General features: G+C 70.8%; 9 protein-coding genes. 7 read left to right on the top strand and 2 right to left on the bottom strand.

The window, feature by feature from the left end:
• Positions 1–22: 22 nt before the first annotated feature.
• Complete coding sequence (locus tag FDO69_RS04570) at positions 23–565, bottom strand: DUF488 domain-containing protein (RefSeq protein WP_234387841.1); 543 nt, start codon at positions 563–565, stop codon at positions 23–25.
• A 196-nt stretch (positions 566–761) separates the two neighbouring features.
• Here FDO69_RS04570 and FDO69_RS04565 point away from each other — a divergent pair, with 196 nt between their 5' ends.
• The 7 genes from FDO69_RS04565 (at position 762) to fxsT (FDO69_RS04535) (ending at position 15,240) form a co-directional block, all read left to right on the top strand.
• A complete protein-coding gene (locus FDO69_RS04565) occupies positions 762–1,514 on the top strand; it encodes a toll/interleukin-1 receptor domain-containing protein (RefSeq protein WP_159030589.1) in 753 nt (250 codons plus the stop codon).
• On the top strand, positions 1,511–2,386 hold the full coding sequence (locus FDO69_RS04560) for a macro domain-containing protein (RefSeq protein WP_104778412.1): 876 nt from the start codon (positions 1,511–1,513) through the stop codon (positions 2,384–2,386). Before FDO69_RS04565 ends, FDO69_RS04560 begins: the two co-directional genes overlap by 4 nt.
• 29 nt (positions 2,387–2,415) lie before the next feature.
• Positions 2,416–3,714 carry a TIR-like protein FxsC gene (locus tag FDO69_RS04555; RefSeq protein WP_104778411.1) on the top strand — a complete coding sequence of 433 codons (1,299 nt, stop codon included), beginning with the start codon at positions 2,416–2,418 and terminating at the stop codon, positions 3,712–3,714.
• Positions 3,698–7,567, top strand: coding sequence for an FxSxx-COOH system tetratricopeptide repeat protein (fxsT, locus tag FDO69_RS04550; protein ID WP_104778409.1), 3,870 nt, complete (start codon positions 3,698–3,700; stop codon positions 7,565–7,567). Before FDO69_RS04555 ends, fxsT (FDO69_RS04550) begins: the two co-directional genes overlap by 17 nt.
• 472 nt (positions 7,568–8,039) lie before the next feature.
• A complete protein-coding gene (gene fxsBH / locus FDO69_RS04545) occupies positions 8,040–10,187 on the top strand; it encodes a radical SAM/SPASM protein FxsBH, inactivated beta-hydroxylase extension form (RefSeq protein WP_324826344.1) in 2,148 nt (715 codons plus the stop codon).
• On the top strand, positions 10,180–10,950 hold the full coding sequence (locus FDO69_RS04540) for an AAC(3) family N-acetyltransferase (RefSeq protein ID WP_104778402.1): 771 nt from the start codon (positions 10,180–10,182) through the stop codon (positions 10,948–10,950). The genes fxsBH and FDO69_RS04540 overlap by 8 nt, the downstream gene beginning before the upstream one ends.
• 360 nt (positions 10,951–11,310) lie before the next feature.
• Positions 11,311–15,240 carry an FxSxx-COOH system tetratricopeptide repeat protein gene (gene fxsT, locus FDO69_RS04535; RefSeq protein ID WP_104778399.1) on the top strand — a complete coding sequence of 1,310 codons (3,930 nt, stop codon included), beginning with the start codon at positions 11,311–11,313 and terminating at the stop codon, positions 15,238–15,240.
• On the opposite strand, the gene FDO69_RS04530 is transcribed toward fxsT (FDO69_RS04535), so the two are convergent.
• Positions 15,210–16,175: an alpha/beta fold hydrolase gene (locus FDO69_RS04530; RefSeq protein WP_104778397.1), complete on the bottom strand. Its 966-nt coding sequence runs from the start codon at positions 16,173–16,175 to the stop codon at positions 15,210–15,212. The genes fxsT (FDO69_RS04535) and FDO69_RS04530 overlap by 31 nt on opposite strands.
• Between the last annotated feature and the right edge of the window lie 136 nt (positions 16,176–16,311).

Here is a 16,311-nt window from a genome sequence, read left to right as displayed (position 1 = left end):
CGGTGACGGAGTGCCCAGAACTCTAGCCGCCGGGTGCCGGGCTCCCGTCGTACACCAGCAGTCCGTCGTCCAGCAGCCGTACTCCGGGGGTCGGGGTGTGGGTGCTCAGCCGCCCGTCGTGCATGAGGTGCTGGGCGGGTACAGCGCGGGCCAGCACCGCGAAGTCGGCGATCAGCCGGCGGTGGCAGCGCCACCAGACCGCCTCGCTGCACATCACGGCGGTACGCGCGTCCACCGCCTCCCGCAGCACCCGGTCCATGGCCGCGACGAACTCGGGGGATCGGGTGTGGGCGGCGTACCCGCGGAAGGACGCGTTGCGCCACACGACGTCGGGACTGTCCGCGGGCAGCGGGCGGAACCCGCCGAGGGCGGGTTCCCAGCGGTAGGCGATGCCGGCCGCCGGCAGCCACTCGGCGAGCCGCTCCCGCAGCAGATCGGGATTCCGGCGGCTCCCGGGAGCGGTCCGCACGTCCACGACGGCCGTCACACCGGCATCGCGCAGCAGCTCGGCGATCCGGTCCCGGCCGGCGGTGCTGTGCCCGAAGGTCAGCAGGGGCGTGTCCACAGGGCCGGACTTTCCCGTTTCGGCGGGGCCACACCTGACCACGCGCGTTCGGTGGGATGTGCTCATGCCTGTTGATGTAGCCGACAGTGCCAGTATGGTTTCTGGGGGTGACCTCCCGAACTGCTCGCCCCGCCATGGGGGCAGTCGACCGGTGTCGGGGCGTTCGTACGGGCGGGGTGTGATGCGGGGGCGTCATATGAAGATCTTTTTGAGCTGGTCCGGACTGCCGTCACGGACCTGTGCCGAACGGCTCGCCTCGTGGCTGCGCTATTTCAGCGACGAGATCGAGCCGTTCGTCTCTTCGGAGAGCATCAGGAAGGGCGCACGCGGCCTGGACGAGATAAAGAAGCAGCTCGACGAGAGTTCCTTCGGGATCGCCTGCGTCACCCGGGCGAACCTCGGCGCCCCGTGGATCACCTTCGAGTCGGGAGCCCTGTCCAAAGAGGTCGACGAGCGCAAGGGCCAGCTCGTGCCTTTTCTGCTGGAGGGCAGTCACGACGACCTGGAGGCGGCGAGCAGCCCACTGCGCCAGTTCCAGTCGACCCGGGCGCACGACGAGGAAGACGTGCTGAACATGGTCAGGACCATCAACTCCGTCCTGCGCGAGTCGGCCAACCGACACCCCGACAACACCCGGGTCGACGGCCTCTTCCGCAAGGTGTGGCCCGAGTTGCGCGATGCCCTCGGCGCGATCGACCTCACGGCGGACACCGCCGAGCAGGCACTGCCGCGCCGCTCCGCGGAGGAGATCCTGGAGGACCTCACCTCGCTCATGCGGGAGCAGATCAGCAGGATCACCGATCTGGAACAGACCGTGGAGGCGCTGCGCTACGAGCAGACCAACCTGCCCAGGAAAAGATCCAGGTTCGCCGGTGTCTACGAGGAAGCGCCCACGCCCCACACCCTGTCCGCCCCGCCGCTGGGTACGAACACCGAGGGGCCGGCATGAGCCGGACGGTCAGGCATCAGGCACGGACGATCTTCGGCACCCGTCTCGGCCTGTCCACCGCGGGCCGCGCCTGCGCCGTTCAGTTCACGCTGCTGTCCGGGCTCGTCCAGTTGTACCTGGCCTTCTGGCCCGACAGCTCGCTGCCGCGCGGCCCGGCGTTCCTCGGGGTCGTCGGCATCTCACTGGTGGGTGGCATCCTGCGTTCCTGGCCGCGGACTCGGGTGAGCCACGAGTTCCAGCACCCGGGATTCGAGGTGACCATCAAGGTCGGCGACCTCTTCGAGCAACCGGGCCACCTGGTCATCGGCAGCAACGACGTGTTCGACACCGACACCCGAGATGATCTGCTGATCGTCCACCGCAGCGTGCAGGGCCAGTTCCTGCATCGTCTCTACGCCAACGAGACCACCCGGCTCGACGGCGACATCGACACCGCGCTCGACGGAGTAGCGCCGGTGCGGGTGGAGGACCGGGCCGTGAAGCGGGCGGGGAAACTCGCGCGCTACCCGCTGGGCACGGTCGCCGTCCTCGGTTCGCCGCGCAAGCGCTTCTTCCTCAGCGCGTACGGCACGATGCGCAACGACCTGACGGTCACCTCCGGGCCCGACCAGATGTGGAAGAGCCTGGAAGAGCTCTGGCATGTGATGCATCTGCACGCACGCCGTGAGGCGGTGGCCATGCCGGTGATCGGATCGGGCCTGGCCCGTATCGACAGCATGGATCACGCGAGTCTCATCAAGCTGATCCTGCTGTCCTTCGTCACGAGGTCGCGGCGGTCGGTCATCTGCAAAGAGCTGACGATCGTGGTCCTTCCGGAGGACTATGTGCGGGTCGACATGCTCGAGTTGGCCACGTTCCTGCGGACCCTGTGACCGCCGGACGTGTGGGGGGAGGCCTTGGTGTGAACCGGGAACCGGAGCGGACGGACCCACACGTTCCGTACTTCTTCCTCAGCTATGCCCACACACCGCCGCGCGCGACCGACGGCCCGGATCCGGACATGTGGGTGCGCCGCCTCTACCAGGACCTCTGCGAGCACATCCTGATGCTGACGGACCTGCCGGAGGGCGAGTCGGCCGGGTTCATGGACCGCGCCATGCGGATCGGTGAGGACTGGAGTTCGCGCCTGTCCGCCGCCCTTGCCGCCTGCCGGGTGTTCGTACCGTTGTACTCACCGCGCTACTTCGTGAGCGACCACTGCGGCCGCGAGTGGCGGGCCTTCGCCCTGCGCCAGACGCGGAGCCGGACGTCACAGGACAGCGCCCCACCGGCGATCGTGCCGGCACTGTGGACGCCCGTACACGCCGAGCGTCTCCCCTCGGCCGCGAAGAGCCTGCGGCACGACCACGAGCGGTTCGGCCCGCACTACGCGTCCTATGGCCTGTATGCCCTCATGAAGCTGCGCAGGTACCGGGCCGAGTACGAGCACGCCGTCCGGCTGCTGGCCCAGTCGATCGTCACCACGGCCCACGAGAATCCGGTGCCCAGAGGCGAACCGCTGGACCTGGCGGACCTGCCCAACGCCTTCGGGCCGCCCCCCGTGCTGCGCCGGGTGCGCATCGTGGTGGCCGCGCCCAGCAGCCGCGAACTGCCGCCGGGGCGATCGGAGCGCTGCTACGGCCCCTCCCCGGTCGACTGGAACCCCTACCGGGAGAGCGACGTCGATGCCGGCCGGCCGCTCGCGGACTTCGCCGCGGAGCAGGTGCGAGGGCTCGACTACCTCACCACGGTCGAACCTCTGGACGAGGCGGCCGGCAGTCTGCTGGCCGAGGCGCATCCATCGGCACCGACGGTGATGCTGCTCGACCGGTGGGCGGTCGCCGACCCTGAACAACGGGAGCTGCTCACCAGGGTGGACGCGGCAGCTCAGCCGTGGGTCGTGGTCATCGTGCCGTGGGACCGTTCGGACCCGGACAACCAGTCCTCAGGGGCGGAGCTGCAGTCGGCCCTGGAGAAGACCCTGCCCCGCACGTTGCAGCGAGGACGCAGCGTCTCCCGGGCCGCGACGGGCGGAGTGCCCTCGCTGTCCGCGTTCGCCGACGTCCTCCCGACCGTGATCCAGTGGGCGGCCGCCCAGTTCCTCCGCTACGTGTCGCCGGTGTACCCGCCCGCCGGTCCCCCCGTCCCCCGGCCCAGGCTGCTCGGCCCCGTCCCGGAGCCGGGATCCGCCCAGGAGACCCCTGATGACCCCCGGATCTGACGGGCAGATCGTCACCTTCTACTCCCAGAAGGGCGGCACCGGGCGGACGATGGCCGTGGCCAACGTCGCATGGATCCTCGCTTCCAACGGCTACCACGTGCTGGCCGCCGACTGGGACGTCGAGGCGCCGGGGCTGCACCGCTACTTTCACCCGTTCCTCGATACTGCGACCTCGGCCGCCACCACCGGCGTGCTCAACCTGTTCTCGGGTTACGTCACGGAGTGGCGCACGAAACCGCTCACCGAGTCCGCGGCGGACCTGAGACGGCGTCTCGCCCGGGTCCTGCCGCACGCGGTCTCCGTCGACTGGACGTTCCCCGAGGGCGGGAGCCTGGACTACATGCCCGCGGGGCGGCAGGACGGCGAGTACCTGACGCACCTCATGGACTTCAGCTGGCGGGAGTTCGCCGAACGGTTCGGTGGCACGCGGTTCCTCGAGGCGCTGCGCCACGACATGAAGAGCCACTACGACTTCACCCTCATCGACAGCCGCTGCGGCGTGAGCGACCTGGTCGGACTGTGCACCATCGACCTGCCGGACATCCTGGTCAACTGCTTCACGCTGAGCTCGCAGAGCATCGAGGGCGCGGCACGCATGGCCCGGTCCATACTCCGGGACGTCCATCCACGCCCCCTGCGCATACTGCCCGTCGCGATGCGGGTCGCCGACGACAGGGACAACCGTCTGGCGGCCGCCCGCGAGCTCGTCCGCATGAGCTTCCAGCAGCTGCCGGCCGCCTCCCGCACCGGCGTGGAAGTCCCGCACCGGTCGGACTACGCCTACGAAGAGACGCTGGCCGCGTTCGGTGACCCACCGGGCGAACCGGACAGTCTGCTCGCCGCCTTCGAGCTGCTGACGGAGCTGATCACCGAGGGCCGCGTGCGAGGTCTGCCACCCCTGGACGACGAACTGCGCCGACGTCATCTCGCCTCCTACGTGCGGCCGTTGTCGCCCATCGCGACCCCGCTGCGACTGTGGTACGCGCCCCAGGACCGGATGTGGGCCGACTGGGTCGGCTGGCTCCTCGCCGGCGCCGGCTTCGAGGTGCTCACCTCCGGCGGCGGCAGCGAACCGGGCCCCTGGGGCGGCGCCCCTCGCACCCTGGCCCTGCTGTCGTCGTCCTTCCTGCGCTCGCCGCAGTCCCGGACCCTGTGGGAGAGCATGGGCGAGACCGGTTCCGGCCCGTCCGGGAAGCTGATCCCGTTGCGGATCGAACCCGTCGCGCTCACACCCCCGTTCAGCGACTACGAAGCGGTCGACCTGACCTCCCTCGACGAGCCAGGGACCGCCGAGGCCCTGCTGCGCGGCGTAGGACTGTCCGGCGAGGCGGCCGAACGGGTCCTGGGACCGGCCCGTCCGCGGTTCCCGCGCCGGACGCCGGACCTGTGGGAGGCACCGGCGCGCAACCCGTTCTTCGTGGGCCGGGACCGGCTGCTGGACCAGCTCGCCGCCACGCTGAAGGTCAGCCGGCAACAGGCCGTGATACTCCCTCACGACGGCCTCGCCGCCACCGGGCGCACCCAACTGGCCGTGGAGTACACCCACCGCTTCCAGGCCGCGTACGACCTGGTGTGGTGGATCCGTGCGCACAGCCGGGAAGCGGTCCTGCTGTCGCTGGCACAGCTGGCGGAGCGCATGGGCCTGCGCACCGGGGACGACGTCCCCACGGCCGCGCGCCGGGCCCTCGACGCGCTGGACTCGGGATCACCCAGCTGCCGGTGGCTCCTGGTGTACGACAACGCGGCAGGCCGGCCGGCCCTGTCGGAGCTGTTGCCCGCCGGCCTCCAAGGGCATGTGCTGGTGACCTCCCGGGACCGCACGTGGAGCGAGAGCATGCACCCCGTGTGGGTCGACGCGTTCACCCGGGAGCAGAGCATCGAACTGCTGCGGCGGAGGGCTCCGTCGCTCTCCGCCGTGGACGCGGACCGGATCGCGGCCACCGCGAGCGACCTTCCGCTGGCCGTCGCCCAGGCCGGATCGTGGCTCGCGCAGTTCCCGTCGGCTGAGGACTACCTGCACCGGCTGGCCGTCCGAAGCGCCGCCCGGGCCGCGGAGGGCGCGGACGAGGCGACCGCCCCGGCGATCGCCGCCGGCACCGCGGTGGCCCTCGACGCACTTGCCGAGCGCGCTCCCGCAGCGCTGCGCCTGCTCGCCCTGTGCAGTGTGCTCGCACCGCAGCCGCTGCCGCTGACCCTGGTCTACACCGACACCGCGCTGCGCCTGCTGCGCCCGCACGACGACGCCCTGCACGAGCCGATGTTGGTCGACCGAGAGGTACGGGAACTCAGCAGGCTGGGCCTGGCCGAGGTCGACCAGGCCGGGCACACGCTGAAGGTGCACCGGGTCGTGCAGCGCCTGGTGACGGCTTCCCTGCCCGCCGACGAGCTGGACGAGGTCCGCCACGAGGCACACCGGCTCCTCACGGCCGCCGCGCCCCGGCGCGACGACTCCGCCGCCGAGGCGGACGACCTGGCGTTCGAGAGGCTGTGGCCCCACTTCGACCACGCCGGCGCGGACACGTGCCCCGACAGCGACACCCGCGTCGCGCTGCTGGAGCGGGTGCGCCGCACGGCGCAGCACGGCATGCCTGCCCGGGCCCTCGAACTGGGCCGTCGGCTGGACCGGAGCTGGACCGCCGTCGACGGGGGAGACGACGACCAGCACGTGCTGCAGCTGCGCACCCATCAGGCGACCGCGTTGCGGAGCCTGGGAGCCCATGGCCAGGCGTACGGCCTGGATTCCCGTACCCTGGCCCGGCAACGCGAGCTCCTGCCGCCCGGCCACGCCCACATCCTGATCACCGCCGCCGGCCTGGCGGAGGACCTGAGAGCGCTCGGCCGGTTCGGCGAGGCGCTGGAGCTGGCGCGTGAGGTGTACTGCGGATTCCACGACCTGTTCGGCGAGGAGCACCCGCAGACGCTGACCGCGGCCGAGGCGCTCGCCCGGTCGTTCCGCCTGGTGGGAAACTACTCGGCCGCGCGGGAGCGGAGCCTGGCCACCTGGCAACAACAGTGCCGCGTGCTCGGAGACGGTCACCCCGCGGCGTTGGCGTCGGCCCTGGGTCTCGCCCGGGACCTGCGCGAACTGGGCGACTACGCCGGCTCCGTGCGCGTGCTGCGCCCCGCCCTGGAGAGCCTTCGCCGCCAGAACGCCCATGGCGCGCTGCGCGCGGCCGTCAGCCTGTCGGTCTCCCTGCGCCGCATCGGGCAGAGACACGAGGCCGACGAGCTCGCCGCGCACGCCGAGGAGGGCTACACCACGGAACGGGACCGGGGCGATCCCGACTGGCTGGTCTGCGGCGTCAATCTGGCGGCCCTGACCGCCGGCGCGGGCGACCTGGCCACCGCGCGCACCGTGATCAGCCGTCTCCAGCACGGTGTCGCCCAGCTGCGCGGCCCGGAACACCCGGACAACGCGGTCTGCGACCACAACCTGGCGGCGTGGCTGCGCACTGCGGGAGAGACCGACGAGGCACTGGCCGCGGCCACGCGGACCGTCCGGTCCTTCGGCAGGCTGCTCGGCGACGCCCACCCGTACACCTTGTTCGGGAGGCTGACGATGGCCAACGTCCTGGGCGACATGGAGCGGTTCGCCCCGGCGGAGAGCATGGCGCGGGCTTGCGCTCAGGCCCTGCGCGTCTGCCTCGGGAAGGGGCACCCTGACACCCTGATCGCCGACCTGTCCCTGGCGGTCACCCTGCGCTCGATGGGCCACACGGCGGAGGCCGGCCGGTTGCGGGACCGGGCGGTCAGCGCGTTCGACAAGAGACTCGGCTCCGGACATCCCTGGACGGCCGCGGGCCGCGGCTGGCAGCGCGTCGACCGTGATCTGGAATTCCTGTTGCCCGCGTGAAGTGCGCCGCTCGGGCCCGCCGTTTCGCGCCCCGGTGAACGCCCGGGGCATCGGTGACGAGAAATCACCGCTGCCGCACGGTGCATTGCGGTACGCATTGCCCACCTCACGCAGGGGCTGCGAAGATGGCAGAGGCATGCTTGGCGGAACGTCTACGCGCACCGTGTCCACTCCAGCCCCGGACTCTCGCCGTCCCCGGTGTGTGGGAGGCGGCCCCGAACCAAGGTGAAGCCGACGCAGATGAAGATTCCGGTCACGAAACCCGCAGACAAGCCCCCTACGGGCGGCCCGACCTCCGAGAGAACCCCGCTCGCGGAGATCAGCACCGAGGGGATCGAGTTCACCACGGTCGTGAGGCGCGTGACTCCGGCTCCGGGAGAGGACGGGACCAGGACGAACTCCACTTTCAACTCCGCCGTCTAGCCGGGCGCCCTATGCGGACGCGCGGCACAGTCGGCGAGGTGTGACGGACGTGGCCATACGCGAGCTCGTCCTGAAGGTCCACAGCAGGTGCGACCTGGCGTGCGACCACTGCTATGTCTATCGGCACGCGGACCAGAGCTGGCGGAGGATGCCGCCGTTGATCTCCGAGGTGACGCTCCGCCAGGTGGTTCGTCGGCTCTGCGAGTACGTCCGTGAGGAGCGGCTCCCGCAGCTCGCGGTCATCCTGCACGGCGGTGAGCCACTGCTGGCGGGCCCGGCCCGCTTGCGGTCGACCTGCGCGGAACTCACCCGTGCGCTGGCTCCGACGACCGACCTCGACCTGCACATCCACACCAACGGTGTCCGCTTGAACCGCGCGCACCTGGAGGTCTTCAGGGAGTTCGACGTCAAGGTGGGCCTCTCCCTGGACGGCGACCGGGCCGCGAACGACCGGCATCGGCTCGACCACCGGGGCCGCAGCAGTTACGAACGGGTGCTGCGCGGGTTGGAGTTGCTGCGACTGCCCGAGTACCGGCACCTCTTCCAGGGGCTGTTGTGCACGGTCGACGTGGCCGGCGATCCGGTCCTCGTGCACGACGCGCTGATCGGCCTGGACCCCCCACGGATCGACTACCTCCTGCCCCACGCCACCTGGGACGCACCACCGCCTCCGGGACGCCCGGGAGCGTCCACGCCCTACGCCGACTGGCTTCTCGAAGTCTTCGACCGGTGGGAGGAGCAGGGGCGCCCGGTGCCCGTGCGGACCTTCGACTCGATCCTCAGCACGCTGCGTGGTGGCCCCCCACTCACGGAGGCGCTGGGAGCCACCGACGACGGCATCGCGGTCGTCGACACGGACGGCACCCTCACACGGTCCGACTCACTCAAGATCGCTTATGACGGCGCACCCGCCACCGGATACGACGTCTTCCGGCACGGCTTCCGGGAGTTCACCGAACGCGCGGAGGCCCCCGTCCGCCGCGACGGGATCAGCGAGACCTGCCGGCGGTGCCCCGTCCTCGCCACCTGCGGCGGGGGACTGGTCGCCCATCGCTACAGCACCGGACGGGGCTTCGACAACCCGTCGGTGTACTGCACGGACCTGCGTGCCCTGATCGAGGGAATCGCCGAACGGATCACGGATCGCTCGTTGGCTCCGGCGGTGACCAGCGCCGGCGAACTCGAACGGGCGCGGTTACGGCTGGACCGCGCGCTGCTCGCAGGCGTGAACGCCAAGCTCGCCGGCCGTGCCGGCTGGGACGAGGCCTGGAGCCTCCTGGTCCGGCTGGACACCGACGAGACCACGGCCCCGCACCTCGACGCGGTGCTCTCCCATCCGTATCTCAGGCCCTCCCTGATCCGCTCCCGGGGCGGCACGGCGGATCTGCCGCGCTTCATGGCGGTCGCGGCGGCCGCGGCGCTGCGTGCGGGCGTCGAAGCGACCTTGCGCTGGGAGCAGCCGAGCCCCTTGATCCACCTCCCGACCCTGGGCACCGTTCGGCTGTCCCGCCCCGGGCAGGTGGAATTCCGCGTCGGCAAGGGTGACTTCCGCGTACGCGGCGGGGAACCCTCGGCGGGGACCGACGACTCCCCGCCCGCCCTGCACAGCTGGCGGCCGCTGACATCGCTGTCTCTCGGCCACGGCCCGCGGCTGCTGATCGACGACGCCGACCCGGGCCGGGACTGCTTCTCCGCGGTCGTCGCCCCCCTGCTCGATCCCGGCACCCTGGACGCCTTCCGCAGCCGGCTGCGGAACGCGTACGGCCTTCTGGACCAGCGCGAGCCCGGTTGGTGGCAGAGCGTCAACGCTCCCGCCGCGACGACGATCACCCCGCTCGCCGCCGGCGCCGGACTGCGCCTGGGCGCCTGTGGCAGCGGCGCGCTGGGGGTGGCGGTCGACATCGAGCCGGAGGAGTTCGTCCGCGAGCTGCCCCGCCTCGGCCGGAGGGGGAGGCTCGCCGCGCTGCGCGAGGTCGTCGACCTGCACCTGCCGGGCAGCCCGGCAGGACCACTCCTCGATCTGGCCAGCGAGTACGTCGGCAGAGCCGCCCGTCCGTCGCCGGAAGCCGGTCCGGCGCGCATCCTGGCAGACCGGGTCCTGCGCGACTTGGCCGGCCTTCCACCGCGTGAACTCACGGAGAACGGCGCCTACGTGGCCGACGAGCTGAGAGCGGAATGGACGGCTCTCCATGACTGACGGCACCCGACTGGTCCGGTTCCTGCGTGAGTTCGGTGTCCGGCGCGGCGGCATTCTGCTGGTGCACGCTTCCCTGAGCGGCACCGGCCTGCCTCCCGCCGTGGTGCGAGACGCCCTTCTGGCCGCCCTCGGCCCGGCGGGCACGCTCGTCACACCGGCCTTCACCCCTGAGAACTCCGACACCTCCGACCGCCACCGTGCGCTCACCGCAGGGCTGACCGAACAGCAGAAGAAGGTCTACCGGGCGGGCATGCCGGCGTTCGATCCGGACGTCACCCCGTGCCCGGCGGTCGGCGCACTGGCCGACTGTGTGCGGGCCACCCCCGGCGCGGTGCGCAGCGCGCATCCGCAGACCTCGTTCGCCGCGATCGGCCCCCGGGCCCGCGACCTGCTCACCGGCCACGACCTGGACTGCCATCTGGGAGAACGGTCCCCGTTGGCGCGGCTGTACCAGCTCCATGCGCAGATCCTGCTGTTCCGCGTGGGGTTCGAGGCGTGCAGCGCACTCCACCTCGCCGAGTACCGCATGACACCGCGGCCGCAGACGCGCAGATACCGCTGTGTGGAGGGCGGCGGAGCGTGGATCTCCTACGAGGACATCGTGCTCGACGACAGCGACTTCGCCGCGATCGGAGCCCTGATCCCGCACGAACTCCTGACCAGAGGCGAATTCGCCGGAAAGGCGGCCACCCTCGTGGAGATGCGGGACACTGTGGACGCCGCTCAGCGTCAGATGTCCGGATACAGGTGGAGAACGGCGTAAAACGAACCACCCGTCGGACAGGGGGGTGGGGCACAGTGTTGATTCCGGCCACATGACGCCGTCGGGTGACTTCCCGGGGCTTCAACCGGCAGGGGGACGTGTGGAGATGCGACATCGGATCAGTGCTCACCGCCCCTGTCCCCGCTCGGGCCGCGTCAACCCGCGGCGACGGGCCGCGGTCGCCGTCTCCGAAGCCGGTCCGTCGTGGGGAATACTCGGGTGGGCGTTCTCCCCGCGACCGACGTGCGCACGCTTCCGCAGTCCCCCCCAGGCGCGGACGGGTGCCCCCACCCCGGCCTCGTCCCAGCGAGCCCGCCAACTCCCTGCCTACGTGCCAGGGGTCGACAACGGAGGAAAAGCATGATGGCGCGCCGGAGTGGACGTATCATCACGTTCTACTCTTACAAGGGCGGTACGGGCCGCACGATGGCCCTGGCGAACACGGCGTGGATCCTCGCCGCCAACGGCGCGCGGGTGCTGGCCGTCGACTGGGACCTCGAAGCCCCCGGACTGCACCGCTTCTTCCATCCGTTCCTCGACCCCAGCACACTCGAGGCCACCCCTGGCGTGATCGACATGATCAGCGAGTACTCCTGGGCGGCGACCAGTGCAAGCCATCGTTCCGGCACCTGGCACCGGCAGTACGCGCGCGTCGGCCGGCACGCGGTCTCCCTCAATCCGGAAGCCCTCGGACTGTTCTTCTCCGACGGAGGCTCGCTCGACTTCCTCTCCGCCGGTCAGCAGAACCGCGCGTACTCGGCCACCGTCTCCTCCTTCGAATGGGACAACTTCTACGACCGCCTCGGCGGCGGCATCTTCCTGGACGCCCTGCGCGAAGACATGAAGGCGTCCTACGACTACGTCCTCATCGACAGCCGCACCGGTCTGTCGGACAGCGCGGACATCTGCACCATCCAGATGCCCGACGTCCTCGTCGACTGCTTCACGCTCAGCGACCAGGCGCTGGACGGCGGTGCCGCCGTAGCCCGGACCGTCGAGGCGGAATACCGCGACCGGCGCATCCGGGTGCTCCCCGTGCCGATGCGGGTCGACGAGGGCGAGAAGGAGAAGGCCGACGCCGGACGGGCACTGGCCCGGTTGAAATTCGACGGACTGCCCAAGGGGAAGGACGGCGAACCGCTGGACCCGGCGCAGCTGAACGAGTACTGGGGCGCGGTCGAGATCCCGTACCGCCCGTACTACGCCTACGAGGAGCTGCTCGCGGCCATCGGTGACCAGAGCGGAGTGTCGAGCTCGCTGCTGTCCGCCTTCGAGCGCCTCACGGAGGTCATCTCCGACGGAGAGGTGACCCGGCTGCCGCCGATCCCGGAGCCGGTGCGGCAGCTCTGTCTGGCCGCCTACACGCGGCGCAGGCCCACGACCCTGGCCGCGGACGTCTTCGTGGCGTACGCGGGCGAGGACCGCATGTGGGCGGAGTGGCTGGAGGGGACCCTCAAGCCGTACTGCTCGCGGGTGACGCTGCACGACGTGGCCATTCGCGTTCCGGACCGCCCGGACCCGGCCACGCGCGCGCTGATCCTGACGTCGGACGCCTTCCTGCAGGCCAGACACGGACGGGCCGCGTGGCGGGCTCTCACCGACTCCGCTCCCGGCCTGCCGCCCCTCCAGGTGACACGTCTGCGGCTGGACCGTGCGCAGATGCCCGGCTCCGACGTGGAGCACACCTCGGTGGACCTCCACCGGGTCGACGAGGCCGAGTGCGTCCAGCGGGTCTTCAAGGCGCTGAAGCTGACGGCCGATCTGGTGCCCGCCGGTACGGCGAGCCCTCGGTTCCCGGGCAACTGGCCGAGGATCTTCGACGCTCCGAGCCGCAACACTCTCTTCACGGGCCGGGCCGCAGTGCTCGAACAGTTGCGCTCGCAGCTCGGCGAAGGCATCTCCGTCGTGCTGCCCCAGCCCCAGACGCTCTTCGGACTCGGCGGCGTGGGCAAGACCCAGATCGTGCTGGAGTACGTGCACCGTTTCGTCGCCGACTACGACCTGGTGTGGTGGATCTCCGCGGAGCACAAGGACGCCATCATCGCCTCCCTCGCCGAACTCGGTTCGAGGATCGGTGCCTCCGGTGGCGACGACATGGCTCGGGCCAGCGCCGAGGTGGTACAGATGCTGGCGTCCGGTGTGCCGACCACCCGCTGGCTGCTCGTCTTCGACAACGCGGACGACCCCGAGACGCTCAAACCGTTCTTCCCGGCCGGCGGCGGGCACATCCTGGTCACTTCCCGGAACCAGGCGTGGGCACAGAAGGGCACGTCCCTGTCCGTCGACGTGTTCCCACGTGAGGAGAGCATCGAGCACCTCACGCGACAGGCCCCCGGCCTGACCGCCGACGAGGCGGACCGCGTGGCGGACGCCGTGGGCGACCTGCCGTTGGCCGTCGAACAGGCCGCCGCCTGGCTCGCGGAGACGGCCACGCCCACCGACGAGTACCTGCGGGAACTGACCGAACAGACCACCGCTGTGCTGGGCCTCAACCACCCCAAGGACTACCCGCAGCCGGTGGCCGCCACCTGGAACATCTCCATCGCCCGCCTCAACGAACGGTCACCGGCCTCGGTACGGCTCCTCCAGCTGTGCGCCTTCATGGCACCGGAACCGATCTCCGTGCGCGTGCTCTACAACAAGGAGATGCTGGACGCCCTGCGGGAGTGGGACCCCTCGCTCCAGGAGAGTCTGCTCCTGGGCCGGGTGATCCGCGAGATCGGGCGTTTCGCCCTGGCCAAGGTCGATCAGAGCAGCGGCAGCATCCAGGTGCACCGGCTGGTCCAGGCCGTGATCCGCTCACAGCTCTCGGAGGCGGAACGGGAAGAGGCGCGGCACGTCGTGCACACCGTTCTCGCCAGCGCCCGGCCCGACGGTGACGAGCCCACCGACGATCCGTCGACCTGGCCGCTCTTCGACTCCATCTGGTCGCACCTGCTGGCCTCGGGCATCCAGGACTGCTCGGAACCCGAACCCCGGCGACTGCTCATCGACCGGGTGCGGTACCTGTGGAAGCGGGGTGACCTGCCGAGCGCCCGCCAACTCGCACAGGACGTCCTGGAGCGCTGGATCGAGCGTCTCGGCGAGAACGACATGCAGTGCCTCTACCTGCGCTGCCAGCTCGCCAACGTGCTCCGCTCACAGGGGCGCTACCAGGAAGCCCGGGAGATCGACGAGGAACTGCTGGAACGGCAGCGCGAGGTCCTGGGCTCCAGCCATCCGCACACCTACATCACCGCGTCCAGCCTCGCGAGCGACCTGGCCGCCCTCGGCGAGTACCGGTCGGCGGTGGAGCTGGCCGAGGACGCGCACCGGGGATTCCGCGACATCTTCCACGAGTCGCACCAGCGCACCCTCAGCGCCGCCAACAACCTCGCGCTCGCGCTGCGCATGGTCGGCCGCTACGAAGACGCCCGCGCCGTGGACCAGGACGTCTACGACCGCCGCCTGGTCGTGCTCGGCCCCACGCACCCCTACACCCTCGGCTCGGCCTCCAGCCTCGGCCGCGACCTGAGGGAGATCGGCCGTTACGGGGAGTCCGTGGAGATCCTCTCCCGCGTGTACGAGGACCACAAGCGCATCCTGGGGGAGCGCTTCCCACCCACCCTCAGCTGCGCCAAGTCGCTCGCCGTCTCGCTGCGCAGAGTGGGGCGGGTGGAGGACGCGCTGCGGCTGACGACCGCGACCCTGGCGAGGTACCGCGAGCAGTACTCGTCGCCGAATCCGGACTGGCTGGCCTGCGACCTGAACCTCGCCTCGGACCTGTACGCCGCCGACGAGACGGAGCAGGCCCGGGAGGTCGCCCGCCAAGCGCTGGCCGGGTACATGAAGGTCCCGGGCGAGGCCCATCCCTACACCCAGGGCGCCCTCAACAACCTCGGCATCTTCCACTGGGGCTGCGGGGACCTGGACGAGGCCGAGGAGGTGTTCCAGCAGGTTCTGCCGCGCTTGAGGGACATGCTGGGCAAGGACCACCCGCACACGCTGATCTCCGGCCTCAACTTCGCCAACGTCCTCGCCGACCAGGGCCGTTTCGAAGAGGCGTACGACCTGGAGAGCAAGGCCGCCGCCGGCCTGGGCGCGGTGCTGGGGCGGCACCACCCGGACGCCCTGACCGCGGTCGCCAACTCGGCACTGACGCTGCGCTCCCTCGGCAGCCCCGAGGCGGACCGCCTGCGGGAGGAGAGCCTCGGCGAGTTGGGGCGAGTGCTCGGCGACGAGATCATGACCATGCGGTCCGCGCGGAACGAACGACGCCTCTATCGCGACCTGGAACCGCTGGCCGTGTAGCGCGACTCGGTGGGCTGTTCCTCCTGGAACGGGAGCGCCTCGCTCGGCGAGGCGTCGATGAGCGACCATCTCAGCACGTCCGGCAGCACCCGCAGGGCTCCGAAGTGGGCGGCGGACGGCTCGATCACGGACGTGGCCCGTGGGATGCGCTCCGCGAGCCATGAGGAGTGGGCCGCCGGTGAGAAGGCGTCGCGGGCGCCGTGCCACAGCAGGACGGGCACCTGGATACAGGTCGGGTCGAATCCCCAGGGCTCGGTCAGGGCGAACGCGTCGTCGATCCAGCCGTACGGCGAACTGCGCAGCGCCTCACAGTAGTTGCGCAGCAACATCGAGCGGACGCCGTTGTCCGAGATGATCTTCCGGTCGTCCTCGGTCATCTCCTCGCGCAGTTCCTCCAGCAGCCGCGCGGGGTCGGAGCGAATGGAGTCGGTGCGAGGGATGAGCCGGGCCTCGAACTCCTCGGGATCGGCGAGCGCCGTGCTGTACTCGTCGATGTTGGAGGGCGCCATCCCGGCGAACCAGTCGAGGCCCTCCGCGTCCCGGGGCGCGAGGGTGACGAGGGCTGCCGCACGGGTCACCCGGTGCGGCAGCCGGGCCGCGCACGCCAGGGCGTGCGGGGCGCCGCCGGAGCGGCCGACGACCGCGAAGCGGTCCATGCCCAGGGCGTCGGCCACGGCGGTCACGTCCTGCACGACGTCCACGACACGGCGGCCGGGCTGGCGGTCCGATCCTCCGTATCCGGGACGGTCGTAGCTGATCAGCAGTACTCCGCGCTGGTACAGGTACATGGGGCGCGGCCTCGGGCCGACCCGGCTGCCGGGCGTGCCGTGGAGCAGGAACACGGGTCGCCCCCGCGGGTCCCCGGAGCACTCGACCCGCAGTCGCCTCCCGTCCGCCGTCCGGACGTGGTCGAGCGTCGACGCCAGGTCCCGCACGATGAATCCCCTCTCCCAACCCACAGACCAGGTCCCAAGCTGCCGGAACTTGACCCACTCGTCCAGCCGACACCATCGCTTTCGGCTCCGTGCCGAACAGGCACAACGAGCAACGGGCCTGCGTGTCACCGCAGCG

Origin of the sequence: Streptomyces tibetensis (genome assembly GCF_007655005.1) — a bacterium.
GTDB lineage: Bacteria > Actinomycetota > Actinomycetes > Streptomycetales > Streptomycetaceae > Streptomyces > Streptomyces tibetensis.
Note: the sequence above shows the minus strand (reverse complement) of the source record. Positions and strands in the feature narration are given on the sequence as shown.